This is a genomic window from Odoribacter splanchnicus DSM 20712 (assembly GCF_000190535.1).
GTDB lineage: Bacteria > Bacteroidota > Bacteroidia > Bacteroidales > Marinifilaceae > Odoribacter > Odoribacter splanchnicus.
Window position 1 is genome coordinate 3,432,262 of sequence record NC_015160.1, and the last position, 25,752, is coordinate 3,458,013.

At 44.1% G+C, this 25,752-nt stretch carries 24 protein-coding genes and 1 pseudogene; 4 read left to right on the top strand and 21 right to left on the bottom strand.

Going from position 1 to position 25,752, the window contains the following annotated elements; all coding sequences use genetic code 11:
* Positions 1–159: 159 nt before the first annotated feature.
* Positions 160–1,155 (bottom strand): class II fructose-bisphosphate aldolase, encoded by a 996-nt coding sequence (locus ODOSP_RS14470; protein WP_013613047.1) that lies wholly within the window; start codon positions 1,153–1,155, stop codon positions 160–162.
* Between the two features lie 134 nt (positions 1,156–1,289).
* Between ODOSP_RS14470 and ODOSP_RS14475 the strand changes: the two genes are divergently transcribed.
* From ODOSP_RS14475 to ODOSP_RS14485, 3 genes are all read left to right on the top strand, one after another.
* Positions 1,290–1,655: a pyrroline-5-carboxylate reductase family protein gene (locus tag ODOSP_RS14475; RefSeq protein ID WP_049782929.1), complete on the top strand. Its 366-nt coding sequence runs from the start codon at positions 1,290–1,292 to the stop codon at positions 1,653–1,655.
* A 504-nt stretch (positions 1,656–2,159) separates the two neighbouring features.
* Complete coding sequence (locus ODOSP_RS14480; protein WP_041556893.1) at positions 2,160–2,486, top strand: BF3164 family lipoprotein; 327 nt, start codon at positions 2,160–2,162, stop codon at positions 2,484–2,486.
* Between the two features lie 36 nt (positions 2,487–2,522).
* Positions 2,523–3,170: a BF3164 family lipoprotein gene (locus tag ODOSP_RS14485; RefSeq protein ID WP_013613049.1), complete on the top strand. Its 648-nt coding sequence runs from the start codon at positions 2,523–2,525 to the stop codon at positions 3,168–3,170.
* Positions 3,171–3,538: 368 nt separating this feature from the next.
* Here ODOSP_RS14485 and ODOSP_RS14490 read toward each other — a convergent pair.
* Positions 3,539–3,868, bottom strand: a pseudogene (locus tag ODOSP_RS14490) (uracil-DNA glycosylase); the annotation flags it as partial.
* On the opposite strand from ODOSP_RS14490, the gene ODOSP_RS14495 reads away from it, so the two are divergent.
* On the top strand, positions 3,771–4,484 hold the full coding sequence (locus tag ODOSP_RS14495; protein WP_228026238.1) for an ATP-binding protein: 714 nt from the start codon (positions 3,771–3,773) through the stop codon (positions 4,482–4,484). The pseudogene ODOSP_RS14490 and the gene ODOSP_RS14495 sit on opposite strands and share 98 nt — an antisense overlap.
* 60 nt (positions 4,485–4,544) lie before the next feature.
* Here ODOSP_RS14495 and ODOSP_RS14500 read toward each other — a convergent pair whose 3' ends face one another.
* The 19 genes from ODOSP_RS14500 to ODOSP_RS14590 all read right to left on the bottom strand — a co-directional run bounded on the left by ODOSP_RS14500 (position 4,545) and on the right by ODOSP_RS14590 (position 25,623).
* Entirely contained in the window at positions 4,545–5,207 is a 663-nt protein-coding gene (locus tag ODOSP_RS14500) for a hypothetical protein (protein ID WP_013613050.1), read from the bottom strand.
* 10 nt (positions 5,208–5,217) lie between these two features.
* On the bottom strand, positions 5,218–6,381 hold the full coding sequence (locus tag ODOSP_RS18965) for a hypothetical protein (protein ID WP_157741853.1): 1,164 nt from the start codon (positions 6,379–6,381) through the stop codon (positions 5,218–5,220).
* 100 nt (positions 6,382–6,481) lie between these two features.
* Positions 6,482–7,024 (bottom strand): hypothetical protein, encoded by a 543-nt coding sequence (locus tag ODOSP_RS14510; protein WP_013613052.1) that lies wholly within the window; start codon positions 7,022–7,024, stop codon positions 6,482–6,484.
* Positions 7,025–7,111: 87 nt separating this feature from the next.
* The gene (locus ODOSP_RS14515) at positions 7,112–7,342 is read right to left on the bottom strand and encodes a hypothetical protein (protein WP_041556904.1); all 231 of its coding nucleotides are present in this window, start codon (positions 7,340–7,342) and stop codon (positions 7,112–7,114) included.
* Positions 7,343–7,385: 43 nt separating this feature from the next.
* Positions 7,386–7,931, bottom strand: a complete 546-nt coding sequence (locus ODOSP_RS14520) for a hypothetical protein (RefSeq protein WP_013613053.1) — start codon at positions 7,929–7,931, stop codon at positions 7,386–7,388.
* A gap of 85 nt (positions 7,932–8,016) precedes the next feature.
* Positions 8,017–8,247, bottom strand: a complete 231-nt coding sequence (locus tag ODOSP_RS19780; protein ID WP_148233366.1) for a hypothetical protein — start codon at positions 8,245–8,247, stop codon at positions 8,017–8,019.
* Between the two features lie 43 nt (positions 8,248–8,290).
* Positions 8,291–8,833, bottom strand: coding sequence for a hypothetical protein (locus tag ODOSP_RS14530; protein WP_013613054.1), 543 nt, complete (start codon positions 8,831–8,833; stop codon positions 8,291–8,293).
* Between the two features lie 12 nt (positions 8,834–8,845).
* On the bottom strand, positions 8,846–10,447 hold the full coding sequence (locus ODOSP_RS14535; RefSeq protein WP_013613055.1) for a hypothetical protein: 1,602 nt from the start codon (positions 10,445–10,447) through the stop codon (positions 8,846–8,848).
* An 88-nt stretch (positions 10,448–10,535) separates the two neighbouring features.
* Positions 10,536–12,395 (bottom strand): hypothetical protein, encoded by a 1,860-nt coding sequence (locus ODOSP_RS14540; RefSeq protein ID WP_013613056.1) that lies wholly within the window; start codon positions 12,393–12,395, stop codon positions 10,536–10,538.
* A gap of 7 nt (positions 12,396–12,402) precedes the next feature.
* Positions 12,403–13,974: an O-antigen ligase family protein gene (locus tag ODOSP_RS14545; protein WP_157741854.1), complete on the bottom strand. Its 1,572-nt coding sequence runs from the start codon at positions 13,972–13,974 to the stop codon at positions 12,403–12,405.
* A 540-nt stretch (positions 13,975–14,514) separates the two neighbouring features.
* Positions 14,515–15,180, bottom strand: coding sequence for a uracil-DNA glycosylase (gene ung, locus ODOSP_RS14550; protein WP_013613058.1), 666 nt, complete (start codon positions 15,178–15,180; stop codon positions 14,515–14,517).
* Positions 15,170–16,330, bottom strand: a complete 1,161-nt coding sequence (locus tag ODOSP_RS14555; protein ID WP_013613059.1) for a glutaminyl-peptide cyclotransferase — start codon at positions 16,328–16,330, stop codon at positions 15,170–15,172. The genes ung and ODOSP_RS14555 overlap by 11 nt, the downstream gene beginning before the upstream one ends.
* Positions 16,309–17,787 carry a cysteine--tRNA ligase gene (gene cysS / locus ODOSP_RS14560; protein ID WP_013613060.1) on the bottom strand — a complete coding sequence of 493 codons (1,479 nt, stop codon included), beginning with the start codon at positions 17,785–17,787 and terminating at the stop codon, positions 16,309–16,311. Before cysS ends, ODOSP_RS14555 begins: the two co-directional genes overlap by 22 nt.
* Before the next feature lie 98 nt (positions 17,788–17,885).
* Positions 17,886–19,244, bottom strand: a complete 1,359-nt coding sequence (locus ODOSP_RS14565; RefSeq protein WP_013613061.1) for a WG repeat-containing protein — start codon at positions 19,242–19,244, stop codon at positions 17,886–17,888.
* A 306-nt stretch (positions 19,245–19,550) separates the two neighbouring features.
* Positions 19,551–20,810, bottom strand: a complete 1,260-nt coding sequence (gene ilvA / locus ODOSP_RS14570) for a threonine ammonia-lyase (protein WP_013613063.1) — start codon at positions 20,808–20,810, stop codon at positions 19,551–19,553.
* 31 nt (positions 20,811–20,841) lie between these two features.
* Positions 20,842–21,906 carry a 3-isopropylmalate dehydrogenase gene (gene leuB, locus ODOSP_RS14575; RefSeq protein ID WP_013613064.1) on the bottom strand — a complete coding sequence of 355 codons (1,065 nt, stop codon included), beginning with the start codon at positions 21,904–21,906 and terminating at the stop codon, positions 20,842–20,844.
* Positions 21,907–21,981: 75 nt separating this feature from the next.
* A complete protein-coding gene (gene leuD / locus ODOSP_RS14580) occupies positions 21,982–22,569 on the bottom strand; it encodes a 3-isopropylmalate dehydratase small subunit (RefSeq protein WP_013613065.1) in 588 nt (195 codons plus the stop codon).
* Between the two features lie 69 nt (positions 22,570–22,638).
* Positions 22,639–24,102: a 3-isopropylmalate dehydratase large subunit gene (gene leuC / locus ODOSP_RS14585; RefSeq protein ID WP_013613066.1), complete on the bottom strand. Its 1,464-nt coding sequence runs from the start codon at positions 24,100–24,102 to the stop codon at positions 22,639–22,641.
* Positions 24,103–24,126: 24 nt separating this feature from the next.
* Positions 24,127–25,623 (bottom strand): 2-isopropylmalate synthase, encoded by a 1,497-nt coding sequence (locus tag ODOSP_RS14590; protein ID WP_013613067.1) that lies wholly within the window; start codon positions 25,621–25,623, stop codon positions 24,127–24,129.
* Positions 25,624–25,752 lie beyond the last annotated feature (129 nt).

Genomic DNA, 25,752 nt, shown 5'->3' on the forward strand with positions numbered 1-25,752 from the left:
AATACAATAAATTATTGACAATGAAAATAGTGGAGGTGAAAATGCGGATAAATCGTTGAAAACGTGGGAGAAGTTGTATACGGACCGGGCCTGATATGGTTATGTCAGGGGCGGTGGAAAAGAAAAACACCGGCTCGGCGGCCGGTGTTTGATAGGCATTTATTTTACCGTATTGGCACTTCCCAGTACATCTGTCAGTTTGTGTTTATACAGTTCTCTCAGTGAGTCACGGGCCGGGCCCAGGTATTTCCGCGGGTCGAATTCGGCCGGTTTGGTAGCGAAAATTTCACGCACAGCAGCAGTCATCGCTAAACGGCCGTCGGAGTCGATGTTGATTTTACAAACAGCCGATTTAGCCGCTTCCCGTAACTGATCTTCCGGGATACCGATTGCGTCTTTCAGGGCACCGCCGTATTTGTTGATGATAGCCACTTTGTCCTGAGGTACGGATGAAGATCCATGCAGTACGATAGGGAAACCCGGGATACGTTTTTCAATTTCCTTCAGAATATCGAAACGTAATGGAGGAGGAACCAATACGCCGTCGGCATTCCGTGTACATTGTTCCGGTTTGAACTTATTCGCTCCGTGGGAAGTTCCGATAGAGATAGCCAGTGAGTCTACCCCTGTCTTTTTAACGAAATCTTCTACTTCTTCAGGACGGGTATAAGTGTGGTGTTCGGCAGACACTTCGTCTTCTACGCCGGCCAGTACACCGAGTTCTCCTTCTACGGTTACATCGAACTGATGAGCATATTCCACCACTTTTTTGGTCAGCGCTACGTTTTCATCATACGGAAGATGTGAGCCGTCGATCATGACTGAAGAAAAGCCCATGTCGATACAACTTTTGCAAAGCTCGAAGCTGTCACCGTGATCCAAATGTAAGGTAATCGGAATATTTAAACCCAGCTCTTTAGCATATTCTACAGCCCCTTGAGCCATATAACGAAGCAGGGTCTGGTTGGCATATTTACGGGCACCACTGGAAACCTGAAGGATTACCGGTGATTTACATTCGACAGCTGCCTGGATAATGGCCTGCATCTGTTCCATGTTGTTAAAGTTAAAGGCTGCAATTGCATATTTTCCTGCCATTGCATTTTTAAACATTTCTCTGGTATTCACCAGTCCTAAATCTTTGTAGTTGACCATAACTTATATATTAAAAATTGTATTTTGCTTCAAATGTAGAAAATTATCCACAAAGTATCAATCGGGTATTGAAAAGTTTTAACAAATAATCGTCGTACACGATAGCGGAAAATTATGGGAACAGATTCCTGATTATGAAAATTACGATTATCGGAGCCGGAAATATCGGCGGGGCTATCGCCCGGGGATTAGTAAGGGGAGGCGTGTTCAATGCTTCGGATATTACTTGTACGGATTTGATGCAGGCGAATCTCGACCGTTTATTATCGGCAGATGCTTGTTTTAACGTATCACAGGATAATCCGACGGCTATTCAGGGAGCCGATTTAGTAGTTATCGCGGTAAAACCCTGGCGCGTGGAGGCTGTGATCGACGAGATCCGGGGTGCACTCGATTATGAAAGACAATCGGTCGTTTCCGTCGCTGCCGGAATTCCTTTCGAGCGGTTATTGCGTTATTTTACGAAAGATGCAGTTACAAGGTATTTACCATGTAGTTAGTATGTATCAACTCCAATTCAATTCCAATTCTTCTCCAATTTAACATCAATTTTAATCGGTATTGAATTGAAAATATATTGGAAATTTAAACTTTTTTTATCATATTATTAACCTTGAAACTAAATATAAACATCATGGCAAGGGTAATTTCTTCAAAGCTCAGGCATATTTCCGGACGCATAGGAAACCATATCTTTTAGGGACTTTATTTCAGTGTGCTACCTTTACACCAAAGCAAAGAAACGGCGGAAGTATACTTTGCACTTTCTGAAGAATGGAAGAATACTTCTTTTCATATATACGCTTTCGCCGTAAATGCACGTGCCACATGTTTACCTTAAAGGTACGTTTATGAGTGTAAATAAACTACCTTTAGAAATATATTCGACTGACAATTGGCAATATTTGGGAAAATTCCTTTCTCAGGGCAGAGGCCCTGATGAGTTCCTATCTGTGCAATTTTCTCAGGATTATTTTGTTTTTAGATGACAATCTTCCAGTGATATGAAAACCAATTTTTCTTTGTCTTATCAACCTCCCATCGATATTTTTGAGACAGCCCGTTTGCCGGAATCAGATTTTATTCTGTATTATTCGTCATTACAAGTTTCTTCGGAATATATCTACGCGCTTTATGTTAATAAGAAAGATAATTTATTTTCTCATGCGGAAGGAGAGACTGAAATTCACGTATTCAATTGGGAAGGAGCACCTATAGCTAAAATCCGGATTCCCGACAATATTATTTATTTTGCAGTGGATGAAAAACATCGTTATATATACGGATTAAAAGGTAACGAGGAATTATATCGGTATAAATTTGAAATTTAAATCTATTTTTATCTCTGCAGAGTAACTATTTTTCAATTGGACTCACTTCCCTGGGGGAAAGTAAACATTGCAGAAAAAAGGTTGCGACAACCCTTATCCAGTACTGCTTTCTTTAGATTAGACCCCGATCATTATTTAACAACTTATAATGCATATAGTCGTTTTGCTTTATACGATAAAGACCTGAACCTGGTCGATTCCTGTACTTACTATTCTCCAATCACCACCCAGACTACCCCGGAAAAAGTATTGGAAAATTACTATTTCTATTGTTCAGCTGTCCTCATAAAGCCGGATGGAACAAAATTCCTGAATTTTACGCATTGCGGTGCCATTCTGGAGTTTTTCAATATACAGCAAAATAAGATCACACATTCGAATACAAGTTATATTTATGAACCGACTTATGAAGCAGACGGGGTTCCTCTTTGGCGGGAAAGTATCAGAGGATGGAGGACAGTATATGCCACGGATAATTACATATATATAGCATTAAACGGAACAAAGGACATAGAGACCCGAATCGAAAAACTTTCTGTATTCGATTGGCAGGGACGCCCTGTAAGACAATATGATTTGGAAGTTAATATTATGCGGGTTGTTGTTGATGAAAGTTCAAAAACGGGCTATGTCATTTATCGGGATGATGAGTATGAATATCATTTAGGGAATTTTGATTTATAGCCAACCTATTCAATCATAACTATGGTAAAGCATTTTTGTTATTTACTATTATGTACGATAACAATCACTTCTTGTTCTCGTACAGTTAAACTGAAACAGGAATTATTTCAATTATAATCTCAAAAGATAGTGCTTCCACAATACAATCCGCATATTCCAACAAACAAAGTATTATACACCTTTCTTTTAGATGAAAATAATAAAGTCATTTTGGCAGGGAATCCCCTATTTAATCCACGTATCGAAGCCTTAGTATTTCAAAAACTAAAAGAAAATAACTAAATTTATAGCTAAGCAACATCGGAAACAAGTTGATAAAATTCAGGCAGAGGGAGTGTCAATTGAGCTGTGAATATTTGCCTCTTACTCTACCATTCGATTTCCTTCAACCCATGTTCCCGTAGATATTGGTTTGTACGGCTGAACTGGTGATTGCCGAACCATCCGCCCCGGTTGGCAGAAAGCGGGGAGGGGTGTACGCATTTAAGCACCAGGTGCCGGTCGGTATCGATAAATGCGCCTTTGCGTTGGGCATAGGATCCCCACAACAGGAATACCAGGTGTTCTTTCTTTTCTGCGATCTTGCGGATAACGGCATCGGTGAAAGTTTCCCAGCCTTTGTTCTGGTGCGAACCGGCTTGGTGGGCCCGTACGGTAAGCGTTGCATTGAGCAGTAGTACCCCCTGGTCCGACCATCGTTCCTGGAATGCCGAAAATATAATTCCAAGTCTGGCTATTTATGACGACCGTATTGTATTCCAGAATCCGGGATCATTTTCTCCGGGTATGGCATGGCAGGACTTTGTGAATGAACAGATTGGTTCTTTACCAGCCAATCCTACGATAGCAAATGTATTCTATCGGCGTGGCACGATGGAAGCTTGGGGACGTGGTATAGGTCTTATTATGGAGAGTTGTAGAGAGCAGGCTCTTCCTACTCCGGAAATCAAAGTTGTTCCACCGTTTGTAAATCTCACAATATGGTTTAAGCACTCACTGATTGGTGGTGTGAAAACATCTGCACCCCAAGTGGAAGATTCTTACACTCCAAGTCGCACCCCAAGTGATGATGATTTCACCTCAAGTCATAACGAAATACAGAATAAGTCGAATATCATTACACCCCAAGATAAGGTGTTTGAATTTTGTAAATCACCGAAGAGTATCGTTGAAATAGCAGAAATGCTTGGAGTGAATGATAGAAGATGGGTACGTAAGAAATACATTGCTCCGTTTATCGGTACAAAACTTCAAATGACCATTCCTGATAAACCAAATAGCCAAAATCAGAAATATATCACGATTGGAGAATGATATTAAAAGTGCCAAAAGGTTTTACTCTTCCGGCACTTTCGACTTAACTTAATTCTGATTTCATTCCATCAGAGCTTCATTACCTTCCCAAAGGTTTTTGGTTTTATCTTCCAAATAAGTTTTTGTATAAGTTCGAGGCTGGTATTTCACTTGTTTTATTTCTTGAAATTTTCCTGATGAATCTATTTTATAATAAGTATCCACACGTTGTGCCTGAACGGAACTAAAACTTGAATAGAACATTATTGGAACTGTATCTATCAGCTGTAGATGGGTTATAATAACAGTTGAATCTTCTTTTATTCGCCATTGTTTTATATATAAACGTTCAGAAGTAATAAAATAAACACCTGCTTCAAGAAAATCAATAACTGTACCCTCTTCATTAAAAGTTGCTAATAACTGTTTATTAGGATCAGATTCACCTATGCTTAAAGCAATAACTATGTAGCTTCTATTATTAGTCTGGAATTTTCTGAAAATGCGAGCAGAAGTTTCATAAGTAGTTCTTTCAGTTAAACCTAAATCCTTGTAAGTATGTAAGGGTAAGGAACCCAATTCCGAACTAGATAAATTATAAATAGTTTTACCCCAAGGTGCTGTTTTTGTACAATTAAAAGGCAATGCAGTTCCCTGAATTCTTGCTATTTTCTCTTTAATATTCAAAGCGTATAGAGTAAAAGAAAATATCAACATAATTGAAAGAGCAAATACTTTTTTCATATTTTTTAGTTTATTTATTAGGTTTTGCTGGTTGCGCAATTGTTTCATTCAAATGTTGTCCATCATTAGGCCTGACTTGAGTTACATCTAATGCAAGCTGATTATAATTAGCATCATCTCTAAATGTATAATTATCTGAATCATAATATAATCTATTGTCGATAGTACTACACGCAGCGGCAGCAGAACTTGCATAACGTCCTGTATCCATATAGGTATAATAATACTGTTGTTGTGTTGTGTCATAACCTCTACCCGCAATAACAATCCAATGATCAGTTGCTCCTTCATTTCCATTTCTTCCTAAAGTATGATTCACTCCAACAATAATAGGACGATTAGCATCCAAATGCCGGTTTATGCAATTTATTGCATTATCATAAACCGTCTCATAACCCTGAGTATTATAATATTCCAGATTGCCATTTCTTTCAAACAATAGCTGATATACATTAGCAGAACTTCCGGTTGCAACACCATAATTAGCCATTATTGACCGGCATCCTGCCATACAATCCCCTGAAACATCATATCCAACAAAATGATCCTGATTTGTCAGATCAATATCCGGTAAAATCGTTCCTTCTCCTGTATCGGGACTTGTTTCTCCACCACCACTTCCACCACCGCCGCCTCCCGGATTCGGTTTGGGATCAGGATCCGGGTATTCGTAACAAGTGCATTCCCACAATTTACGCTGACACCGGACACATCTGGTACAACTACAATACTTCTCTTTCTGACCACAATAAAAACACCGCGGACAAAAACAACCGTTTATCGCACCGCAATCCGGACAGGCAACAACGACAACCTCGTCGTTGCAACCATAATGCGGACACTGGCCCTCGGGGTAACCGTGAGGACAGTAACCCGAACCGGCACCGCCACCTTCATCGAAAAGATAGGTGCCTGATCTGGTCTTCATCCCCTCCGCCAACCTGATCGTCGAATAATGATCATATTGCCCCTCTCCGGCATGTCCGGCTAATTCTGAATGCTTCATGACCAGCAAACGGCCTGATAAACAGCCGTCCGTATAACCGAAGGCTTTCACGAACTCACCTTCCAGCGTGGTGCAGAAAACCCGGCCGGTAAAATCACCGCCACCAAGATAGTGAAAAGTTTCCAAACTTTTCCCGATATTTCCACGGGCATCGGAAGATGGTACCAAAGTGATCACAAATATAGCGGTCTCTCCGCTGCGTGTACCCCAAAAAAAAAAGTGCCAAAAGATTTTATTCTTCCGGCACTTTTTAAAAAAACAGATTAATCTATTTCAGATCTTTATAGTCTATTGGTAAAAAATACTTCATATTCTTTATAGAGCTATCTGCTTTGCTTGGATTAAGTTTTAGAACTTTTTTCAAATTTTGCTCCAGCTGATAAAGGCGATCTGGGTCGAATTTGGTCATTACCGGATCATTGTTACGGAATCTAAACGTGATCTCCAACGTATTACCTTGTTTATCTGCGACAATATCTAATTGAAGTAAATATGTAATTTTACTTTTCAGAATATCTATTTCTTCTTGAGTCAACGCTTCCTGAAATACACGAACCAGATCTTCAGTTTTAGTTGCAATAGTACCACCTAACCCGACATAATGTGGTACAACCGTTCCATCGTCATAATACATGATAGTAGTAGTATCCACATTATTAACATTGTAGACTCTTACTACCAATTTATTCTCGAATGCACAATAATAACTGGCATTTTTACCTTTTACAATAGCTCCGGGTACATAAAGTGTCTGGGCAAAAAGATCGGTTATGCCCAATAAAAATACGAATATTAACATTTTTGTTTTCATGGCTTTCATTTTTTAGCTTCACAATCCTTTGCCAGATTTTTGCTCGTATTCATATTCCTGGCAGAAGGGGATTCTTTAAAATTTTTATTAATCACCGCTTCCAAGATAGTGAAAAGTTTCCAAACTTTTCCCGATATTTCCACGGGCATCGGAAGATGGCACCAAAGTAATCACAAATATATCGGTCTCTCCACTACTACGGTAGGCTACTATCAGACGACGATGGATCAAGGTGCGTTCATGGACAAAATTGTCAAAAGACGGAAAGGTCCGTCCTAGAGTATCACGTCCCGGAGTACCCAAAAAAGAAAGTGCCAAAAGGTTTTAATCTTCCGGCACTTTTGCAAAGAAACAGATTAATCTATTTCAGATCTTTATAGCTTATTGGTAAAAAATACTTCATATTCCTTATTGATGAACTATCATCTATAGCTGGATTAAGTTTTAGAATTTTTTTCAAATTTTGCTCCAACTGATAAAGGCGGTCAGGGTCGAATTTGGTCATTACCGGGTCATTATTACGAAATTTAAACGTGATCTCCAACGTATTACCTTGTTTATCTGTGACAACATTCACTATAAGCAAATATCCAATTTTACCTTTCAGCATCTCTCTTTCTTCTTGAGTCAACGCTTCCTGAAACACACGAACCAGATCTTCAATTTTAGTTTCAATAGTACCGCCTAACCCGACATAATGTGGTACAACCGTACCATCATCATAATACATGGTTGTAGTAGTATCCACATTATTAATATTGTTAACTTTTACTAATAATTTATTCTCAAATGAACAATAATAACTGGCATTTTTACCTTTTACAATGGCTCCGGGTACATAAAGTGTTTGGGCAAAAAGATCGGTTATGCCCAATAAAAATACGAATATTAACATTTTTGTTTTCATGGCTTTCATTTTTTATTCACAATCCTTTGCCAGATTTTTATTTGTATTCATATTCCTGGCAGAAGGGGATTCTTTGAAATCTTTATTAATCGCCGCTTCCAAGATAGTGAAAAGTTTCCAAACTTTTCCCGATATTTCCACGGGCATCGGAAGATGGTACCAAAGTGATCACAAATATATCGGTCTCTCCGCTGCGACGGCAGGCTACTATCAGACGACGATGGATCAAGGTGTGTTCATGGACAAAATTGTCAAAAGACGGAAAGGTCCGTCCCAGAGTACCACGTCCCAGAATACCCAAAAAAGAAAGTGCCAAAAGATTTTACTCTTCCGGCACTTTTTTAAAGAAACAGATTAATCTATTTCAGATCTTTATAGCTTATTGCTTGTATATATTTCATATTCTTTATAGAGCTATCTGCTTTGCTTGGATTAAGTTTTAGAACTTTTTTCAAATTTTGTTCCAATTGATAAAGGCGGTCAGGGTCGAATTTGGTCATTACCGGATCGTTGTTACGAAACTTAAAAGTAATCTCCTGGGCGTTACCTTGTTTATCTGTGACAATATTCAGTATAAGTAAATATCCAATTTTACCTTTCAGCATCTCTCTTTCTTCTTGAGTCAATGCTCCCTGAAATACACGAACCAGATCTTCATTTTTAGTTGCAATAGTACCACCCAACCCTTTATAACTCGGTAAAGCTGTCCCATCATCGTAATACATGGTTGTAGTAGTATCCACATTATTCACATTATTCACTTTAATAAGAATTTCATATTCAGTAGAACAATAGTAGCTTGCATTTTTACCCTTAACTATTGTCCCGGGTACATAAAGTGTCTGGGCAAAAAGATCGGTTATGCCCAATAAAAATACTAATATTAACATTTTTGTTTTCATGGCTTTCATTTTTTATTCACAAGTCTTTGCCAGATTTTTATTTGTATTCATATTCCTGGCAGAAGGGGATTCTTGGAAATCTTTATAAAAATCTATTTTTTTAAAAGCATTGATCGCCCTTTGATAGAAATCATTATAGGAGCCGGTATCTGTTATATTATATTTACTATCCATTGTATCAGATAACAGCATCATAATATTGAATATGGCATCGGCTAAAGGTACTTTTTTTCTTACAGCATACCTATAAACAGCCAAATGTGCTTCAATTTCCAGATTCAATTTTGCATCTTCATTATTCGTCTGCAGACTGTGTAAAAGTTCATGGAACAATGTCCTTTCCAAATCTTGATCTGTCACCTCAGATTCATTAAAATCTTTTATTGTCATTCGATTTGTTCCCGGATTATACAAGCCATTAGCTTTTATGTTCGGATCATGAACTATTGTTATGTTCTTGTCTTTCAATGCACCAATCATTTTTCCTCCCATACAGTCAGTATTCATACTTGCTAAGGCATCCTCGACTTTTTTCCATTGTGCGCTACTCAGAGAGGACGCACTGTTAAAAATAGCCTTGGATAAAGTACCCATCGACGAAGAAGAACCACCTCCAGGCGTCACTTCTCCGCCACCACCGCCTCCTCCCGGATTCGGATCAGGGTCGGGATCCGGGTATTCGTAACAGGTGCATTCCCACACTTTATGCTGACACCGGACACATCTGGTACAACTACAATACTTCTCTTTCTGACCACAATAAAAACACCGCGGACAAAAACAACCGTTTATCGCACCGCAATCCGGACAGGCAACAACGACAACCTCATCGTTGCAACCATAATGCGGACACTGGCCCTCGGGGTAACCGTGAGGACAGTAACCCGAACCGGCACCGCCACCTTCATCGAAAAGATAGGTGCCTGATCTGGTCTTCATCCCCTCCGCCAACCTGATCGTCGAATAATGATCATATTGCCCCTCTCCGGCATGTCCGGCTAATTCTGAATGCTTCATGACCAGCAAACGGCCTGATAAACAGCCGTCCGTATAACCGAAGGCTTTCACGAACTCACCTTCCAGCGTGGAGCAGAAAACCCGGCCGGTAAAATCACCGCCGCCAAGATAGCGAAAATTTTCCAAACTTTTCCCGATATTTCCACGGGCATCGGAAGATGGCACCAAAGTGATCACAAACATATCGGTCTCTCCGCTGCTACGACGGGCTATAACCAGACGACGGCGCGTAAAGGCCCGCTTCTGATAAAGCAATTTGCCCGACTTAATTACGCTCTCTACATACAAACTGAAAGTATTCGACTGAAGAGGCACTTCAACCAAACGAACACCGCTATGCCCCGACTCTATCGCCTTATCCCACTCAGGAATCAATTCAACTGCAGGCAAGGCAGAGGATTTCGCCGCTATCCGATCTGTAAAGCGTAAGGGAGCCAGATCGGTGGCATTTTCTTCAAAATAATAACGGGCATCCCTTATTCCAAAATCTTTAAACTCAACCTCTCCCGTTGTCGGAGGTATTCGTTCCAGCTCATCGGAACAGGAAATAAAGAAGGATAAGAATATCCCGAAAATCAATAATTTTTTTCTTTTCATAAATAATTTACATTTCATTCATTACTCACTTCATTCATTTTTTTTCTTTCATCAGCACCTCCTTTTTTTTAAATAAAACATACTCCATTTACCAAAAACAGATCTTACCATCCGTATAAGTAAAAATCCGTTCTTCCTTTCCGGTAGTCAAATCCCTTAACCATAGCAGGGCATTGGCAGGTATTTCACTGAATTCCACCCACCTTTCAGTAGCCTCCTTTACTCCCAGCGAACACCATCCCGAGCCGTCATGATAATTCAATTCATACCAATGGCCAGGATATACACTATTGCCATCGTTACGTAATAAACACTCTATACCCGACAAGGAAACTTTTTTGCCCATATCCCATTGTAAAATGTAATTCCGATCTGAAAAGGCATAAGAAATCGGATTATCATCGAAAGCAGGGGAAGAAGCGGTGAATCCCGGAACATTTTGCAGGGGTTTTATACTTTCCCCTTTCGCGTTATATAATACACATTCACCTACATAAAACGGCCTTCGGGAACATATTCTCCAGTATCGGTAGGATTGGGAAGAACCGGTTTTTATTTCAGCCCATTGCAATTCGGAGATATATTTAAACACGCCGATACTGTCTTTCCGTCGGAAAGAGGGATCATTGGAAGCTTCCACCACCGAATTCAAAAACGGTCGGTTGGCCGACCTTAGCATGAGCCTTGAAGGATACTTCCGTTTCAGTTTTAACGTGAGCAGGTGAGTGGTATCGGGTCGTAACAGCTGTACTTTTCCGGTCAAATCCAATAGAAAAGGATAAGAAACGGCAACGGCATCCCCGTCCGGATAAATCAACGGCAAATATACAATACCACACCCGACATCTTTAAAAAGGAACCGTCCTTCCCGAAGTCCGGCATAAGCGACAGGTTCCCATTTCAAGTCATTGAATACACCCAAATACCCATAGGTAACGGATACCGGTTTGAGGGGTGTCACCGGGACATCTTTCACCCGGGTATAGCAGGAAGTCACGTCCCGGTAAAAAGGACTTCGGAAAAAAGGAGGAATGTATTCACTTTTACCGGTGTCCGGAGCAGGATTACGGGTAAAAGTCTGGCGATAAATCTTCCCCTGTTTATTAACCTCAAATGCGAGACGTTGTATACTGTTCATCTGTCTGTTATCTATCATCACCGACCAGCAATGTCTGTCGTTCCGGGTCGGGAAAGCCGGATTCAGGTCCAGAGCAACCGGACACAGCGTAAGTCTGGCCAACCAGCTTCTGAGCATAGCCAGGCTCACACATCCCGTCAGATTATAGTTGATAAGATTTCCCCGGTACAATACTTTTGCCTCCCGGGGCATCCGGCCATTAAAAATCTGAGACAACCCGATGCCTGTTGCCACTTCGTTGCCGATATCGTCATAGTTCAGTAAATCGGCAATATCGGTGTGGAATATCGAATCCTGCAACCTGAAAAGTTGCTGGGGACGTTCGTGTCCAACCCGGTAGGGCAATACATACTCACACAATTGACCGAACAGCAAGTTTTTTAACCAGGGTCTTTTTCGGATGGCACGAAAAGCCGAATCGATATAAGTAATCAGAAAATTACTATCCAATTGTTCGATATCTTCATACCGCACCAACCCTTCCGTTGCACCGGGTTGTTGAAAGAATGCTTCGTACAAAGTCGCTTTAAAAATGAAGCTTTGTCCACAGTAAACCGAATCGATCCATTGTTTATAAACATCGAGGGCCTCTCCCTCATACCAGCCATGCCCCGGCATGTTAGCGATCAGATAGCAGGCAGCCCGGTATTTCAACGAATCGGCAGGATGCAAAGAATAATGTTTTAATACCTGCTCCAGCTGCATCCTGTTTTTCCCGCTTTTACTCAATGCCTGTTCCAATGGTGAGTCGGACGTACAGCTGATAAAAAAATAACTCCAGCACACAAAGAAAAAATAATATTTGCTCATATATGTCTTACTCTTTGGGTCGATAATTCTGTAAGAAAATTCTTGCCTGATTTCTAATCCGCAAAACCGAGGTATTGACTACTTTCACTTGCATAGACAACATATATTCGGCCTGTATGGCTGCCTGGCCGGGAGAGCCGTCAGCCCGGTAGAGATTGAACAAATGATAATGCGGAACTATATAGGCCGGAGTCATAAAAGAAGCGGAGAGATAAGCCTTTTCAGCTTCTGCATTCCTGCCAGCCTGCTGATAGCACATCCCCAAATCGCACACCAGCCGGGAGGATGGTTTTAAAGCACAGGCATTTTCCAGCACCGGCAGGGCTTCCGCATATTGCCGGTGATTGAATAATGTCTTTCCGTAACAAAGTACAAAATCAGCATTTCCCTGCAGATACCGGTAAGAGTTTATCATCCCTGTTCCGGTCAGAACCGATACATCCGATTGTGCTTCTGACAGAAGCCTGTCCGCCCTCTTTTCCTGCCTGTATTCAAAACAGATAAAGACCGGTAAGGAAAGAAGGAACAGGCCGGCAACAAATCTGTACCCGGTTTTCCATCTCCCCTTTTTTACAAGGACCGGAGACGATACATTTCCGGCAATTACAGCCAAAGCAGCAACAGCGATAGTTATAATCAAACCGATCGAAAAAGGGTAGCTGAAAAAACCGAAACTCAGGATTGCCAGAAATACGGAACCCGCATCCCGGGATTTTTGATTTCCACGGAAAGAGTGACGGCATCCGGTAAAAATCAGGAGAACAAAGAGAACAAAACCTGCAATTCCCGTTTCAAAAAGTATCCGGAGAAATTCGTTAAAAGCATATACATTATTTCCGGCAACGTTTGCATAAGCAGAAACGGAATGTTCCCTAAACCATCCGGCCTGTAAAGGCATATATAAAGCCTCGAGACTACCCTGGCCCCACCACAATGCTTCCGGCAGTTTACTTCCGATAACCTGCCAGATTAAAAATCTGCCTTGCACGGAGTCCGGCCGCATCCGGTATCCGGCATAGATTCCAATTAATAGAATGACCGACAGTAGTATAAACGACAAGTAGTTCGGATACCGGTATTTTTGCCGGGCTGCTTTCCACAGTATACCCATAACCAAAGCAATCCAGGATGCCCGGGAATTTATGGACAGTATACCATAAAGCAAAAGTAAAAAATTCAGCAACCAGCACACCTTCCACCCGATGCCGAACTCTTTCTTGAAAGAACAGATCCCTGCCAGAAAGGAAAGTACTAAAAACAATGCGAGTATAGAGGGATTGAAAAAACATCCCGTACCCTTCAGTAAATAATGGTAGGAGGGCAGGAAATCCGTGATTTGTAAAATATACCATATTCCTTGCAGCCCACCTGCGAAAAACAACAGGATAAAAAATGTATTGCCCGACTTTATATTCCTTGCATAAACATATAACAGGAGCAGCATAACGGTATAAAGGGGAACATTCGGATTAAATACCCGGTCGGTTATCAAAATACGACTTCCGTAATAGAGGACGAATAAGCCGAATATCAAATCCAATTCATTTAATCTGAATTGCCGTTTTCTGAGAATCTTCATCCCCACCCATAAAGCAATAACTATAAAACCGCCGAACCTTGCAGTCGATCCTATTAAATAGACGTCGACAGGCCAAAGGACCGGGCATAAAAACAGCAGGAAGCCTACCGGGAAATACTCAACGCAAATCCCCTTACAAAATTTCAATTTATTTTGCGTATAAAACAAAACATAAAAAGGCATGGCATTTTGACACACCTGAAAAAATCAGCACCTTGATGTATTTTATTAAAATTCTATTACAGAATATTACATTTCAAATATATTACACCGATTGAAGTCAAACAAATATTCAATATTCTATAATATACCAAAGATTAAAAAAACAGAGAATTAAAGTTTTGCTCTTTCAGGAAAAGGTATCCTTTTTATTACAAGAAAATCAGGATCATAAAGGCCAGATTGCCTAATTGGGTCAGTGCTGCTTTGGTCAGACAGCCGTAGAGGCTCATAACGGCAAACGTGCCGACGGTGACGAAAAAGGTTGAAGCGATCGATTCGGTCGTGAATACCAGAAAATGAATGGAGAAAGTGATCTCTCTACCATTCGATTTCCTTCAACCCATGTTCCCGTAGATATTGGTTTGTGCGGCTGAACTGGTGATTGCCGAACCATCCGCCCCGGTTGGCAGAAAGCGGGGAGGGGTGTACGCATTTAAGCACCAGGTGCCGGTCGGTATCGATAAATGCGCCTTTGCGTTGGGCATAGGATCCCCACAACAGGAATACCAGGTGTTCTTTCTTTTCTGCGATCTTGCGGATAACGGCATCGGTGAAAGTTTCCCAGCCTTTGTTCTGGTGCGAACCGGCTTGGTGGGCCCGTACGGTAAGCGTTGCATTGAGCAGTAGTACCCCCTGGTCCGACCAGCGTTCCAGGTTGCCCGAACGGGGAACAGGAGTACCCAGGTCATCGTGTATTTCTTTAAATATATTTTGCAGGGAAGGCGGTTGCTCGATACCTTCGGGCACGGAAAAACAAAGGCCGTGCGCCTGTCCGGGACCGTGGTAAGGATCCTGGCCGAGGATAACGACTTTCGTATTGTCTACCGTACAATGGTTGAATGCATTGAATATCAGTTTGCCGGGAGGGAAAATCCGGGTTTGGGCGTATTCGTTTTTTACAAAAGCGATCAGTTCGGCAAAATACGGTTTGTCAAATTCTTCCTGAAGCAGTGCTTTCCAGGATTCTTCAATTTTAACGTCCATATGGAATAAGTTTTACCTTGATTTCAAATAGTTTCGGCCACCGTTTCCCGGTGACATAAAAAGTTCCTTTCCCGGCATTCCACGCGATACCGTTCAGCACATCGTCTTTGTCGTCTAGCCGGGCTTTATCGGCGGCAGGCAAGAGTCCGGGCAGGTTCAGCTCGCCCCGGACAATGCCGGTTTCCGGATCGATGACGACAATCCGGTCGGTCAGCCACACATTCGCCCAGATCATACCGTCTACGTATTCCAGTTCGTTCAGTTGGTCTACCGGACCGTTATGATCGTATACTTCTACTTCTTTCAGTATATTGAACGTCGACGGAGCGATATGATAAAGCTTGTTGCTGCCGTCGCTCATGATCAGGTGGTCTCCGGCCGTAGTAATCCCCCAACCTTCGGAATTATAATTGAAGGTCGATTCCAGGGTAAAAGTTTTCAGATCGTAAATGAAACCTTTGCGTGACCGCCAGGTGATCTGGTAAATTTTATCTTCATATATCGTGATCCCTTCTCCGAATAACTGACTGTCGATATTTAAGACCGATAGAGTTTTACCGGTTTGCATGTCTGTTTTACGAATAGACGATTCGCCATATTGCCCCGTTCCCTCGTATATAAAACCGTCCTGATAGATCAAACCTTGTGTATAGGCTTTCGGATCGTGAGGAAAAACGTTGACTACTTCATAACTGTAAATGGCCGGAGCCTGATCGGGTTTCACCCGGATCGTCGTTGTCGCGATTCCCCGTTTGTTGTCCGGATGCCATGCCATCACTTTGATGGTCATATTGCCGGTTTTACCTTCAGGTATCCGGTAAGTAAAACTCCGGTCCTCTTTACCGGCCGTTGCGATTTGCTGGCCGTCGATATAGAAGGCGGCAGAATCGACAGGGAAACGGTCCTTGCTTTCAAAACCGATAACGATCTCCTCGTTGAAAGCATACATCTTATCTTTCCCGGGCGATGTAAGTTGAATACTTTTCACATACCTCACCTCGTCTTTCGGAAGTTCTGCAGCCAAAGGAGTTTTTTTTTCTTTGTTCGCCGTTTTATTCCCTCCGCAGGAACAGATGAAAAAGGCACATAATATGTAAAAAAAACAGGTCATCCGCTGTTCGTATCTGTTCAATTTTCTACCAGTTCCCATTCATATCCCTCTTTGGTATCCTTAATGGCGACTCCGGCTGCTTTCAGTTCGTCCCTGATCTTGTCGGAAGTGGCCCAGTCTTTCTTTTGCTTGGCTTCTGTACGGATAGACATCACCATATCCAATATTTTCCCCAGCACTTCGTGATCCTGGCTCACCGATTCGCTTTCGGCCTTCAGCCCCAGGATATCGAATACATAATCCTGATACAGTTTTTTCAATTTAGCCAGATTACCGGCGTCTATCTTCTCGTTTCCTGCCACCAGTGAATTGATCATCCGTACTCCGTCGAACAAGTGGGAGATCAGGACCGGTGTGTTGAGGTCGTCATCGATCGCTTCTTCACATTGGGTGATCAGTGCATCCACATCTACCGTATTACCGGCCGAAGCTTTCACTTTGTCCAGTGCCCGGACCGCCGTCATCAGGCGTTCATATCCCTTTTGGGCGGCTTTCAGGGCCTCGTTCGAGAAATCCAGCGGACTCCGGTAGTGGGCCTGCAGGATAAAGAAACGGACGGTCATCGGGGAATAGGCTTGCTCGAGCACATCGTTTTCTCCCGAAAAGAGTTGGTCCAGGGTGATGAAATTCCCCAGCGATTTGCCCATTTTCTGTCCCTTGATAGTGACCATATTGTTGTGCATCCAATATTTCACGGCTTCGTGTCCGTAGGCAGCCGTACTTTGGGCAATCTCACATTCGTGGTGGGGAAACTGCAGGTCCAGCCCGCCGCCATGGATATCGAAACGGTCGCCCAGATACTTCTGGCTCATGCACGAACATTCCAGGTGCCAACCCGGAAAACCGTTACTCCACGGAGAAGGCCAGCGCATGATATGTTCCGGAGTAGCTTTTTTCCATAGGGCGAAATCGGCCGGATTCCGTTTTTCTCCCTGGCCGTCTAACTGACGGGTGTTGGCAAATAACTCTTCCACCCGGCGGCCGGATAGTTTCCCATAGCTGTATTTTTTGTTGTAAGCCTCGACATCGAAATAAATACTTCCGTCGCTCTCGTAAGCGAATCCGTTGTCCAGGATTTTTTTCACCAATTCTTCCTGCTCGATGATATGGCCCGAAGCATGAGGCTCTATACTGGGCGGAAGGGTGTTCAATTGCTCCATATTGTGATGGTAGCGGTTGGTATAAAACTGAACGATTTCCATCGGTTCCAACCGGTCGAGCTTCGCTTTCTTCTCGATTTTGTCTTCGCCGTCGTCACTGTCGTCGGTAAGATGGCCGACATCGGTGATGTTACGCACATAACGCACTTTGTAGCCCAGATATTTCAGATACCGGAACAACAGGTCGAAAGTAATGGCCGGACGGGCATGTCCCAAATGGGCATCCCCGTAGACGGTGGGCCCGCAAACGTACAACCCGACAAAAGGAGGATTGATCGGTTCGAACTGTTCTTTCTTGCGCGATAAAGTATTATATAGGACCAGTCGATTTTTCATTTTCTATATCCATTTAGTTTAAAACGAAAACAAAAATAATAAATAAGTCAATACAATACCGACTTAACACGCAAAAATCAAATCTAACCGGTAAAAAATCAGTCTTCGGTCGAGAAGACTACCTTCATATTCGTACGGTTTTCCAATAGCGCCCCATAGGCATTATACACCTGTTGGCTTTTGTCACGGGTGGTGACATAATGCCCGTTATTCAGGCATTCGATTTTCTGAAACTGACAAGGCAGTATAGTAGAGCCATATTGGTTGTATACCCCGAACTTCTTGTCCCGTTTGACGATATAACGATGGCCTAAAGAAATGATCTCGTCATACTGGCAGGGAATAATGGTCGAGCCGTACCGGTTGAATATGCCCTTTTTACCGTTTGCCGTGACGTAATAAATATTCCCTTCCTGTTGTATTTTGTTGTAGCGGCAAGGAATAATCGTACTTCCATAGGTGTTGACGATACCCTGAAGACCGTTATTCTCCACCAGATATTCTCTTCCTTCTTTCCGGACAGAATTGTATCGGCAGGGAAGTATCGTCGAGCCGTAAGTGTTGTAAATTCCGTATTTACCGCCTGCCGACACATAATAAACTCCGTCTTCGTATTCTATCGTGTTGTATTTGCAGGGGATAACGGTACTTCCATAGGTATTGACGATCCCTTTCAGACTGTCGTTTTCAACCAGGTATTTCCCCCCTTCTTTGTATATCGAAGTGTATTGGGTAGGAACGATTACCGAACCGTACAGGTTGTATATGCCCTGATATTTGCCTTTTGTCACGTAATAGGCATTGTCTTTGCATTCGATCTGGCTGAATTGGCAAGGGATAATAACACTTCCATAGCGGTTGTAAACCCCTTTGAGCCGGTCCCGGCAGACGTAAAAACAACGGTCGGTGAGTTCGATCTGGTTATAGCGGCAGGGGATAATTGTCGAACCGTACCGGTTGTAAATTCCGTATAACCCTTCCGACGATACCCAAAAAAAATTATTCGATAATTCTATTTTTTCAAAACGGCAGGGCAAGACCAGGGTCCCGTAATAATTGACAATTCCTTTCCGGTCGTCGCGGCTGATTTGAAGATACTGATTTTCATATTCTTCGATCTTATCGTATTCACAAGCGAGGGAAAGGTAAAGCCAGGCATACCCTTTTTTCAGGGCAATCGGCCGGTCAATCTCTTTCGGAAACCGGCCATCCCGTTTGTGCTCTTCATAAAAATAACTGATGATACCGTATTTCCGGCCCTTTCTGACTTTGAAAAAGCAATTGTGTTGAGGTACGATTTCGTCGTACTCGTACGGTATGGCCAGCTGTTTGTCGATCACGATACCGTATTTCCCGTTTTGCCGTTCGATCCGGCACTCGTCGAAATGGTTGTCGTAGCATTCTGCAAATGCAAAAGTTACACACAATAGAAAAATGAGGGTAGAAATCAGTTTCATAAGTTTGTTTTTAGACTTCAATAATAAGAAAATATTTCTTAATTCCCAAAGAAATGTATCGACTTATTAAAAAAATCGTATATTTGTTTACATTTTATTGCTGTCTCGATTTTCTTTTTTTTGATTTTCCAGTTCCGGCCGTCTCCTTCCCGGATGCTGTGGTATTCTTCGATGTATTCCTTCAGTTCTTTTACTTCTTTTGGAAGCAAGGAAATGAAACCGGTTTTTCTGAAATAGGATTGAGAAAGAATTCGCCGATCAGATCGGTTTCAAAAAGACTTTTGGGACACCTTACCCGGCGACGGATTATCCGATCAGGAATTCGAATAGGTTCGGATTGTCATTGAGATATTCGTAGAGGATACCTTCGGATTTCATGCGGTCCAGCAGGCCCTGGAAATCTTCGGGATGCTGGATCTCGATGCCGATGAGGGCAGGGCCTTTTTCGCGGTTTGTCTTCTTCTTGTATTCGAAATAGGTGATGTCGTCGTGGGGGCCCAGGACGTTGCTGACAAAACTCTGGAGTGCACCGGCTCTTTGCGGAAAACGGACGACGAAGTAATGTTTCAGGCCTTCATATAATAAAGAGCGCTCCTTGATGTCTTCCATGCGGGTGATGTCGTTGTTGCTGCCGCTGACCACACAAACGACGTTTTTTCCTTTAATTTCATTTTTGTAAAAGTCGAGAGCACTCATACTCAGGGCTCCTGCCGGCTCTACTACGATAGCGTCGAAGTTGTAAAGATTCAGGATCGTCGTACAAATTTTGCCTTCGGGCACGACGACGATATCGTCCAATACTTTCTTGCAGATAGCGTAAGTGAGCTCTCCTACCCGTTGTACGGCTGCCCCGTCGACAAATTTATCTACTTCGTTCAGTTCGGTTACCTCTCCGCATTCGAACGATTTTTTCATTCCGGCGGCACCGGCCGGTTCGACTCCGATGATCTTGGTCTTCGGGCTCATTTGCTTATAGAAACTACCGATACCGGAAGCCAGTCCGCCACCACCGATCGGTACAAAGATATAATCGAGCTTCATCCGGGCTTCCTGAATGATTTCTAAACCGACGGTTGCCTGCCCCTCGATGATCCGGGGATCGTTGAAGGGAGGGATAAATACCATATCGTTTTTTTTACAGGCTTCGATTGCTGCTGTATTGGCCTGATCGAAAGTATCTCCCGTCAGGACGACTTCAATGGATTTACCCCCGAACATTTTTACCTGGTTGATCTTTTGCCTGGGAGTAGTAACGGGCATATAGATTTTTCCCTGGATACCGAGTTTGCTGCAGGAGAAGGCTACGCCTTGGGCATGATTGCCGGCACTGGCACAAACCACTCCTTTCTCCATCTCTTCAGGAGTCAGGGATTTGATTTTATTATAAGCTCCCCGGATTTTATACGATCTCACCATTTGAAGATCTTCCCGTTTCAGAAAGATATTGGCTTCGTATTTATCGGATAGATTTCTGTTTTTCATGAGGGGTGTCGGGACCAGAATGTCGTTGAGCGTATGCTCCGCCGTCATGATATCCTTCAAAGAAGGAAAATAAGGATCACTCATATTGTTCGGTTTAATTGGTCTGTTTTTTCATTTACCCGATGTTCTTTGCTATAAAATCGCCTACTTCGCTGGTCGGATAGGCCTGTCCGTCTTCAGCGATATCTTCGGTAACGATACCGGCTTCGACCGAACGATCGACTGCCTGGCGGATGCTTGCTCCGGCTGCTTTCAGGTTGAAGGCATATTCGAACATCATAGCGGCGGATAAAATGGTTGCCAGAGGATTGGCCACATTTTTGCCGGCGGCCTGAGGATAGGAACCGTGGATCGGTTCGAACAGCGAGGTGTGGATACCGATAGAAGCGGAAGGCAGCAAGCCTAATGAGCCTGTGATGACACTGGCTTCGTCGGTGAGGATATCGCCGAACATGTTTTCTGTAACGATGACATCGAAATGTTTGGGTTGCTGGATGAGTTTCATCGCCGCATTGTCGACAAACATGTATTCGACATTTACCTGAGGATAAGCCGGAGCCATCTCTTGTACGGTTTCGCGCCATAGCCGGGAGGTTGCCAGGACATTGGCTTTATCGACAACTGTCAGTTTGTTGCGGCGCTTCATGGCGTACTCGAAACCTAATCGGCAAATCCGTTTGATTTCGGCTTTGGTGTATACACAACTGTCGAAAGCGGTTTGCCCGTCTTCCGAACGTCCCTGGGGCTGCCCGAAATAAATGCCGCCGGTGAGTTCCCGGATACAGATGAAATCGGCCCCTTCTACGAGTTCTTGTCGCAGAGGAGAGCGGTGAACAAGGGATTTGAAAGTACTGACCGGACGGAGGTTGGCATATAATCCTAATTTTTTGCGCATTTCCAGCAATCCTTGTTCCGGACGGACTTTGGCTTGGGGATTGTTGTCGAAACGGGGATCCCCGATCGCTCCGAACAATACGGCATCCGATTGCATACAAATCCGGTGAGTTTCTTCCGGATAAGGATTCCCGGTCTTGTCGATGGCTGTTGCCCCTACTGATCCGTAGGTATAGCCGACGGTATGACCGTATTTTTTGCAAGTGGCATCGATGGCTTTGATGGCCTGTTCTATGATTTCCGGTCCGATGCCGTCACCGGGTAATACTGCTATTTTTAAATCCATGATGAAATGAGTTTGTAAGGTTCATAAGGCGACTCTTGCACTGGCTTTGTCAGAACCGAAGGCTCGCCGATCGTTTTAACGGGTCTTTTCAAATGCTTCGATCTTATGGTGTATGCTCATCAGATAGTCGACATCATCGTATCCCTTCAACAAACACTCTTTTTTGTAGGGAGAAATTTCGAAAAGTTCTTGCTCTCCTGTGGCTGTCAAGGTGACGGTCTGCCGTTCCAGATCGATACTGACGGTGGTCGAAGGAGCTGACCGGACGACCTGGAATAGCTTTGCCAGAAACGATTCGCTCACCTGTACAGGAAGTAATCCGTTGTTCAGGGCATTGTTGCGGAAAATATCGGCGAAAAAACTGGAAATGACTACTTTGAAACCTGCTCCATAAATGGCCCAGGCCGCATGTTCACGGCTGGAACCACAGCCGAAATTTTTCCCTGCAATTAAAATTTCTCCGGTATAGTCGGGGGAGTTCAGGACGAAATCTGTTTTCGGGTTTCCCTGAGCATCATACCGCCAGTCGAAAAACAATTGTTTGCCGAACCCTTCCCGGGTGGTCGCTTTCAAAAAACGGGCCGGAATGATCTGGTCGGTGTCTACATTTTCGATTTTCAGTGGTATCGCTGTGGATGTTAGGGTTGTGAATTGGTTTATCATGAGTTGAAAAGAGTTACTGAGTTGTTGAGTTACTGAGTTGTTGAGTTACTGAGTTACTGAGTTACTGAGTTACTGAGTTGCTGAGTTACTGAGTTGTTGAGTTGTTGAGTTGCTGAGTTGCTGAGTTACTGGGTTGCTGAGTTGGAGTGAGTCGGGGACGGTGATTATGCCGTGGATAGCACAGGCAGCAGCGACGAGTGGGCCTGCCAGTAGAGTGCGGGCTCCCGGTCCTTGCCGGCCTTCAAAATTACGATTGGAGGTGGAGACACAATATTTCCCTGCCGGAATTTTGTCGTCGTTCATTGCCAGGCAGGCGGAGCATCCCGGTTGCCGCAATTCGAAGCCTGCAGCCTCGAGTGTATCCCTGATCCCTTCGTCGATGGCTTGTTTTTCTACCTGTTTGCTGCCCGGAACGATCCAGGCTGTCACGCCTGCTGCTTTTTGCTTGCCTTTCACATAGTCGGCGAATACCCGCAGATCTTCGATCCGTCCATTGGTACAACTGCCGACAAAAACATAGTCGACCGGTTTGCCCGGTAGCTTTTCGCCCGGTTTGAAGTCCATGTATTCCAGAGCTTTTAAGAAGGAAGGCCGGGAAGTCTCTTCGATTTCGGAGACTTCGGGGATAGAGTGGGTGAGGGCGATTCCCATGCCGGGGTTGGTGCCGTAGGTGATCATAGGGTAGATGTCGGCAGCATCGAATGTGACTTCTTTGTCGAAGACGGCGTCGGGATCACTGTATAGCTGCTTCCATTGTGCGACGGATTTGTCCCATTCGGTTCCTTGGGGCGCATATTCCCTGCCTTTCAGGTAGGCAAAGGTCGTTTCGTCCGGAGCGATCATCCCGCCGCGGGCTCCCATTTCGATGCTCATATTACAGATCGTCATCCGGGCTTCCATCGATAGCGAGCGGATAGCCGATCCGGCAAATTCGATGAAATGTCCGGTGCCGCCGCCGGTACCTAGTTTCGAAATGAGATATAAAATGATATCTTTCGAACAAACTCCGGGATTCAATTGTCCTTCGACATTGATCCGCATGGTCTTGGGTTTGGATTGCAATACACATTGGGAGGCTAATACCATTTCTACCTCGCTGGTTCCGATGCCGAACGCCACGCAGCCCATAGCTCCGTGGGTGGAAGTATGGCTGTCTCCACAGACGATGGTCATTCCCGGTTGGGTCAGACCTGTTTCGGGACCCACCACATGGATAATTCCGTTTTTGGGGGTACCGACTTTGAAAATCGTGATACCGTGTTCGGTACAGTTATTTTCGAGCATCGACAGTTGCCGGGCGGATTGCAGATCCTGTACCGGCAGATGTTGATTTTGTGTGGGTATATTGTGATCGGGGCTGGCTGTGACCTGAGCCGGACGGAATACTTTCGCGCCGCGCGAATGAAGCCCTTCGAAAGCTTGTGGACTCGTTACTTCGTGAATGTATTGCCGGTCGATATAGAGCACACATGAACCTCCGGCGATGGTGTCGACCGTATGGGCATCCCAGATTTTATCGAATAAAGTTTTCATAAGGTGTATTTTGACTTTGGGGTACTAACTTATTTTAGCTATCGCATCCAGGAACGACTCGACCGATGCGGTGACAATGTCTGTGTTGGCGCCGAAACCGTGGTACATTTTGCCTTTGTGGGAGACTTGTACGTGTACTTTACCCAGGTCGTCGCTTCCCCGGGTGATGGCCTGTACCAGGTATTCTTCCAGATGTACCCGTCGTTTGGTGATGCTTTTTACAGCATTGATGGCTGCATCGACCGGGCCGTTACCGCTGGCTGTTTCGGTGAAAATATCTCCCCCGAAGCTGATTTGCACAGTTGCTGTCGGTATGGAAGTCGAGCCGCATACAACCTGCAACCCCACCAGTTTCATGTCGCGGTGTTTGCGCGAAGCTTCACTACCGGCAAGTACTTCCAGGTCGCGGGTGGTAATGTCTTTTTTCTTATCGGCTAATTCCAGAAAGCGCTGGTAGATGGCGTCGAGTTCGTCGTTGTCGGGAGTATAACCGATGGCTTTCAAATGATGTTTCAGTGCTGCACGGCCACTACGGGCGGTGAGGACGATACTGGACTGATCGACCCCTACGTCTTCCGGGGCGATGATTTCATAGGTCTCCCGGCTTTTCAGTACACCGTCCTGGTGGATGCCCGACGAATGGGCGAAAGCATTACGGCCGACGATGGCTTTGTTGGGTTGTACCGGCACCCGCATCAAACTGGATACCAGCTGGCTGGTAGCGATGATTTGCCTGGTGTTGATACCGATATTGAAATCCAGATTTTTGTGACAGGCAATCGCCATCACGATTTCTTCGAGGGCGGTGTTACCGGCCCGTTCGCCGAGGCCGTTGATCGTCACTTCGACCTGCCGTGCCCCGTTTTGTACGGCGGCTAAAGTGTTGGCAGTGGCCATGCCCAGATCGTTGTGGCAATGAGTGGAAATAATGGCTTTGTCGATGTTGGGGACATGATTCATCAAATAGGCGATCTTTGCTCCGTACTCGTTCGGCAGACAATACCCCGTGGTGTCGGGGATATTGACGACGGTGGCACCGGCTTTGATCACTGCTTCTACTACCCGGGCCAGGTATTCTTCTTCTGTACGGCCTGCATCTTCGGCGTAAAATTCGACATCATCGACAAATCGACGGGCATATTTTACGGCCTCTACCGCTCTCCCGACGATTTCGTCGGGAGTGGAATTCAATTTTTCGTGGATATGATACCAGGAGGTACCGATTCCGGTATGGATACGTCCCCGTTTGGCAAATTTCAATGCTTCGGCAGCCACTTCGATGTCTTTTTTTACAGCCCGGGTCAGAGCACAGATGGTTGGAACGGTTACTGCTTTAGAAATCTCTACAACGGAATTGAAATCCCCGGGACTCGAGATGGGGAAACCGGCTTCGATGATGTCTACACCCAGTTTCTCGAGCTGCCTGGCAACTTCTATCTTTTCGATTGTATTCAGCTGACACCCCGGAACTTGCTCTGCATCCCGAAGGGTGGTATCGAATATATATACTTTTTCACGCATGAGGTGATGAGGTAAAAGGTTAGAGGCGAAAAGGCTATTAGGCTAAAAGCTATAAGTTATAAGGTGGAAGCGGGAGTAGGTAAAAAAGGAAAGGGATTAGTGAAGGTTATTGGGGCGCTTTTCATCTTT

Bases quoted from the DNA above. Each gene is read 5' to 3' on its own strand.
- ODOSP_RS14475 (WP_049782929.1), top strand. From the start codon at position 1,290: ATGAAAATTACGATTATCGGAGCCGGAAATATCGGCGGGGCTATCGCC.
- leuD (WP_013613065.1), bottom strand. From the start codon at position 22,569: ATGATAAACCAATTCACAACCCTAACATCCACAGCGATACCACTGAAA.
- ung (WP_013613058.1), bottom strand. From the start codon at position 15,180: ATGGACGTTAAAATTGAAGAATCCTGGAAAGCACTGCTTCAGGAAGAA.
- ODOSP_RS14500 (WP_013613050.1), bottom strand. From the start codon at position 5,207: ATGAAAAAAGTATTTGCTCTTTCAATTATGTTGATATTTTCTTTTACT.
- ODOSP_RS14535 (WP_013613055.1), bottom strand. From the start codon at position 10,447: ATGAAAAGAAAAAAATTATTGATTTTCGGGATATTCTTATCCTTCTTT.
- leuC (WP_013613066.1), bottom strand. From the start codon at position 24,102: ATGAAAACTTTATTCGATAAAATCTGGGATGCCCATACGGTCGACACC.
- ODOSP_RS14545 (WP_157741854.1), bottom strand. From the start codon at position 13,974: ATGAAGATTCTCAGAAAACGGCAATTCAGATTAAATGAATTGGATTTG.
- ODOSP_RS14480 (WP_041556893.1), top strand. From the start codon at position 2,160: ATGAAAACCAATTTTTCTTTGTCTTATCAACCTCCCATCGATATTTTT.
- ilvA (WP_013613063.1), bottom strand. From the start codon at position 20,810: ATGAGTGATCCTTATTTTCCTTCTTTGAAGGATATCATGACGGCGGAG.
- ODOSP_RS14470 (WP_013613047.1), bottom strand. From the start codon at position 1,155: ATGGTCAACTACAAAGATTTAGGACTGGTGAATACCAGAGAAATGTTT.
- ODOSP_RS14555 (WP_013613059.1), bottom strand. From the start codon at position 16,330: ATGGGAACTGGTAGAAAATTGAACAGATACGAACAGCGGATGACCTGT.
- ODOSP_RS14510 (WP_013613052.1), bottom strand. From the start codon at position 7,024: ATGAAAACAAAAATGTTAATATTCGTATTTTTATTGGGCATAACCGAT.
- ODOSP_RS14590 (WP_013613067.1), bottom strand. From the start codon at position 25,623: ATGCGTGAAAAAGTATATATATTCGATACCACCCTTCGGGATGCAGAG.
- cysS (WP_013613060.1), bottom strand. From the start codon at position 17,787: ATGAAAAATCGACTGGTCCTATATAATACTTTATCGCGCAAGAAAGAA.
- ODOSP_RS14530 (WP_013613054.1), bottom strand. From the start codon at position 8,833: ATGAAAACAAAAATGTTAATATTAGTATTTTTATTGGGCATAACCGAT.
- ODOSP_RS14565 (WP_013613061.1), bottom strand. From the start codon at position 19,244: ATGAAACTGATTTCTACCCTCATTTTTCTATTGTGTGTAACTTTTGCA.
- leuB (WP_013613064.1), bottom strand. From the start codon at position 21,906: ATGGATTTAAAAATAGCAGTATTACCCGGTGACGGCATCGGACCGGAA.
- ODOSP_RS14520 (WP_013613053.1), bottom strand. From the start codon at position 7,931: ATGAAAACAAAAATGTTAATATTCGTATTTTTATTGGGCATAACCGAT.
- ODOSP_RS14540 (WP_013613056.1), bottom strand. From the start codon at position 12,395: ATGAGCAAATATTATTTTTTCTTTGTGTGCTGGAGTTATTTTTTTATC.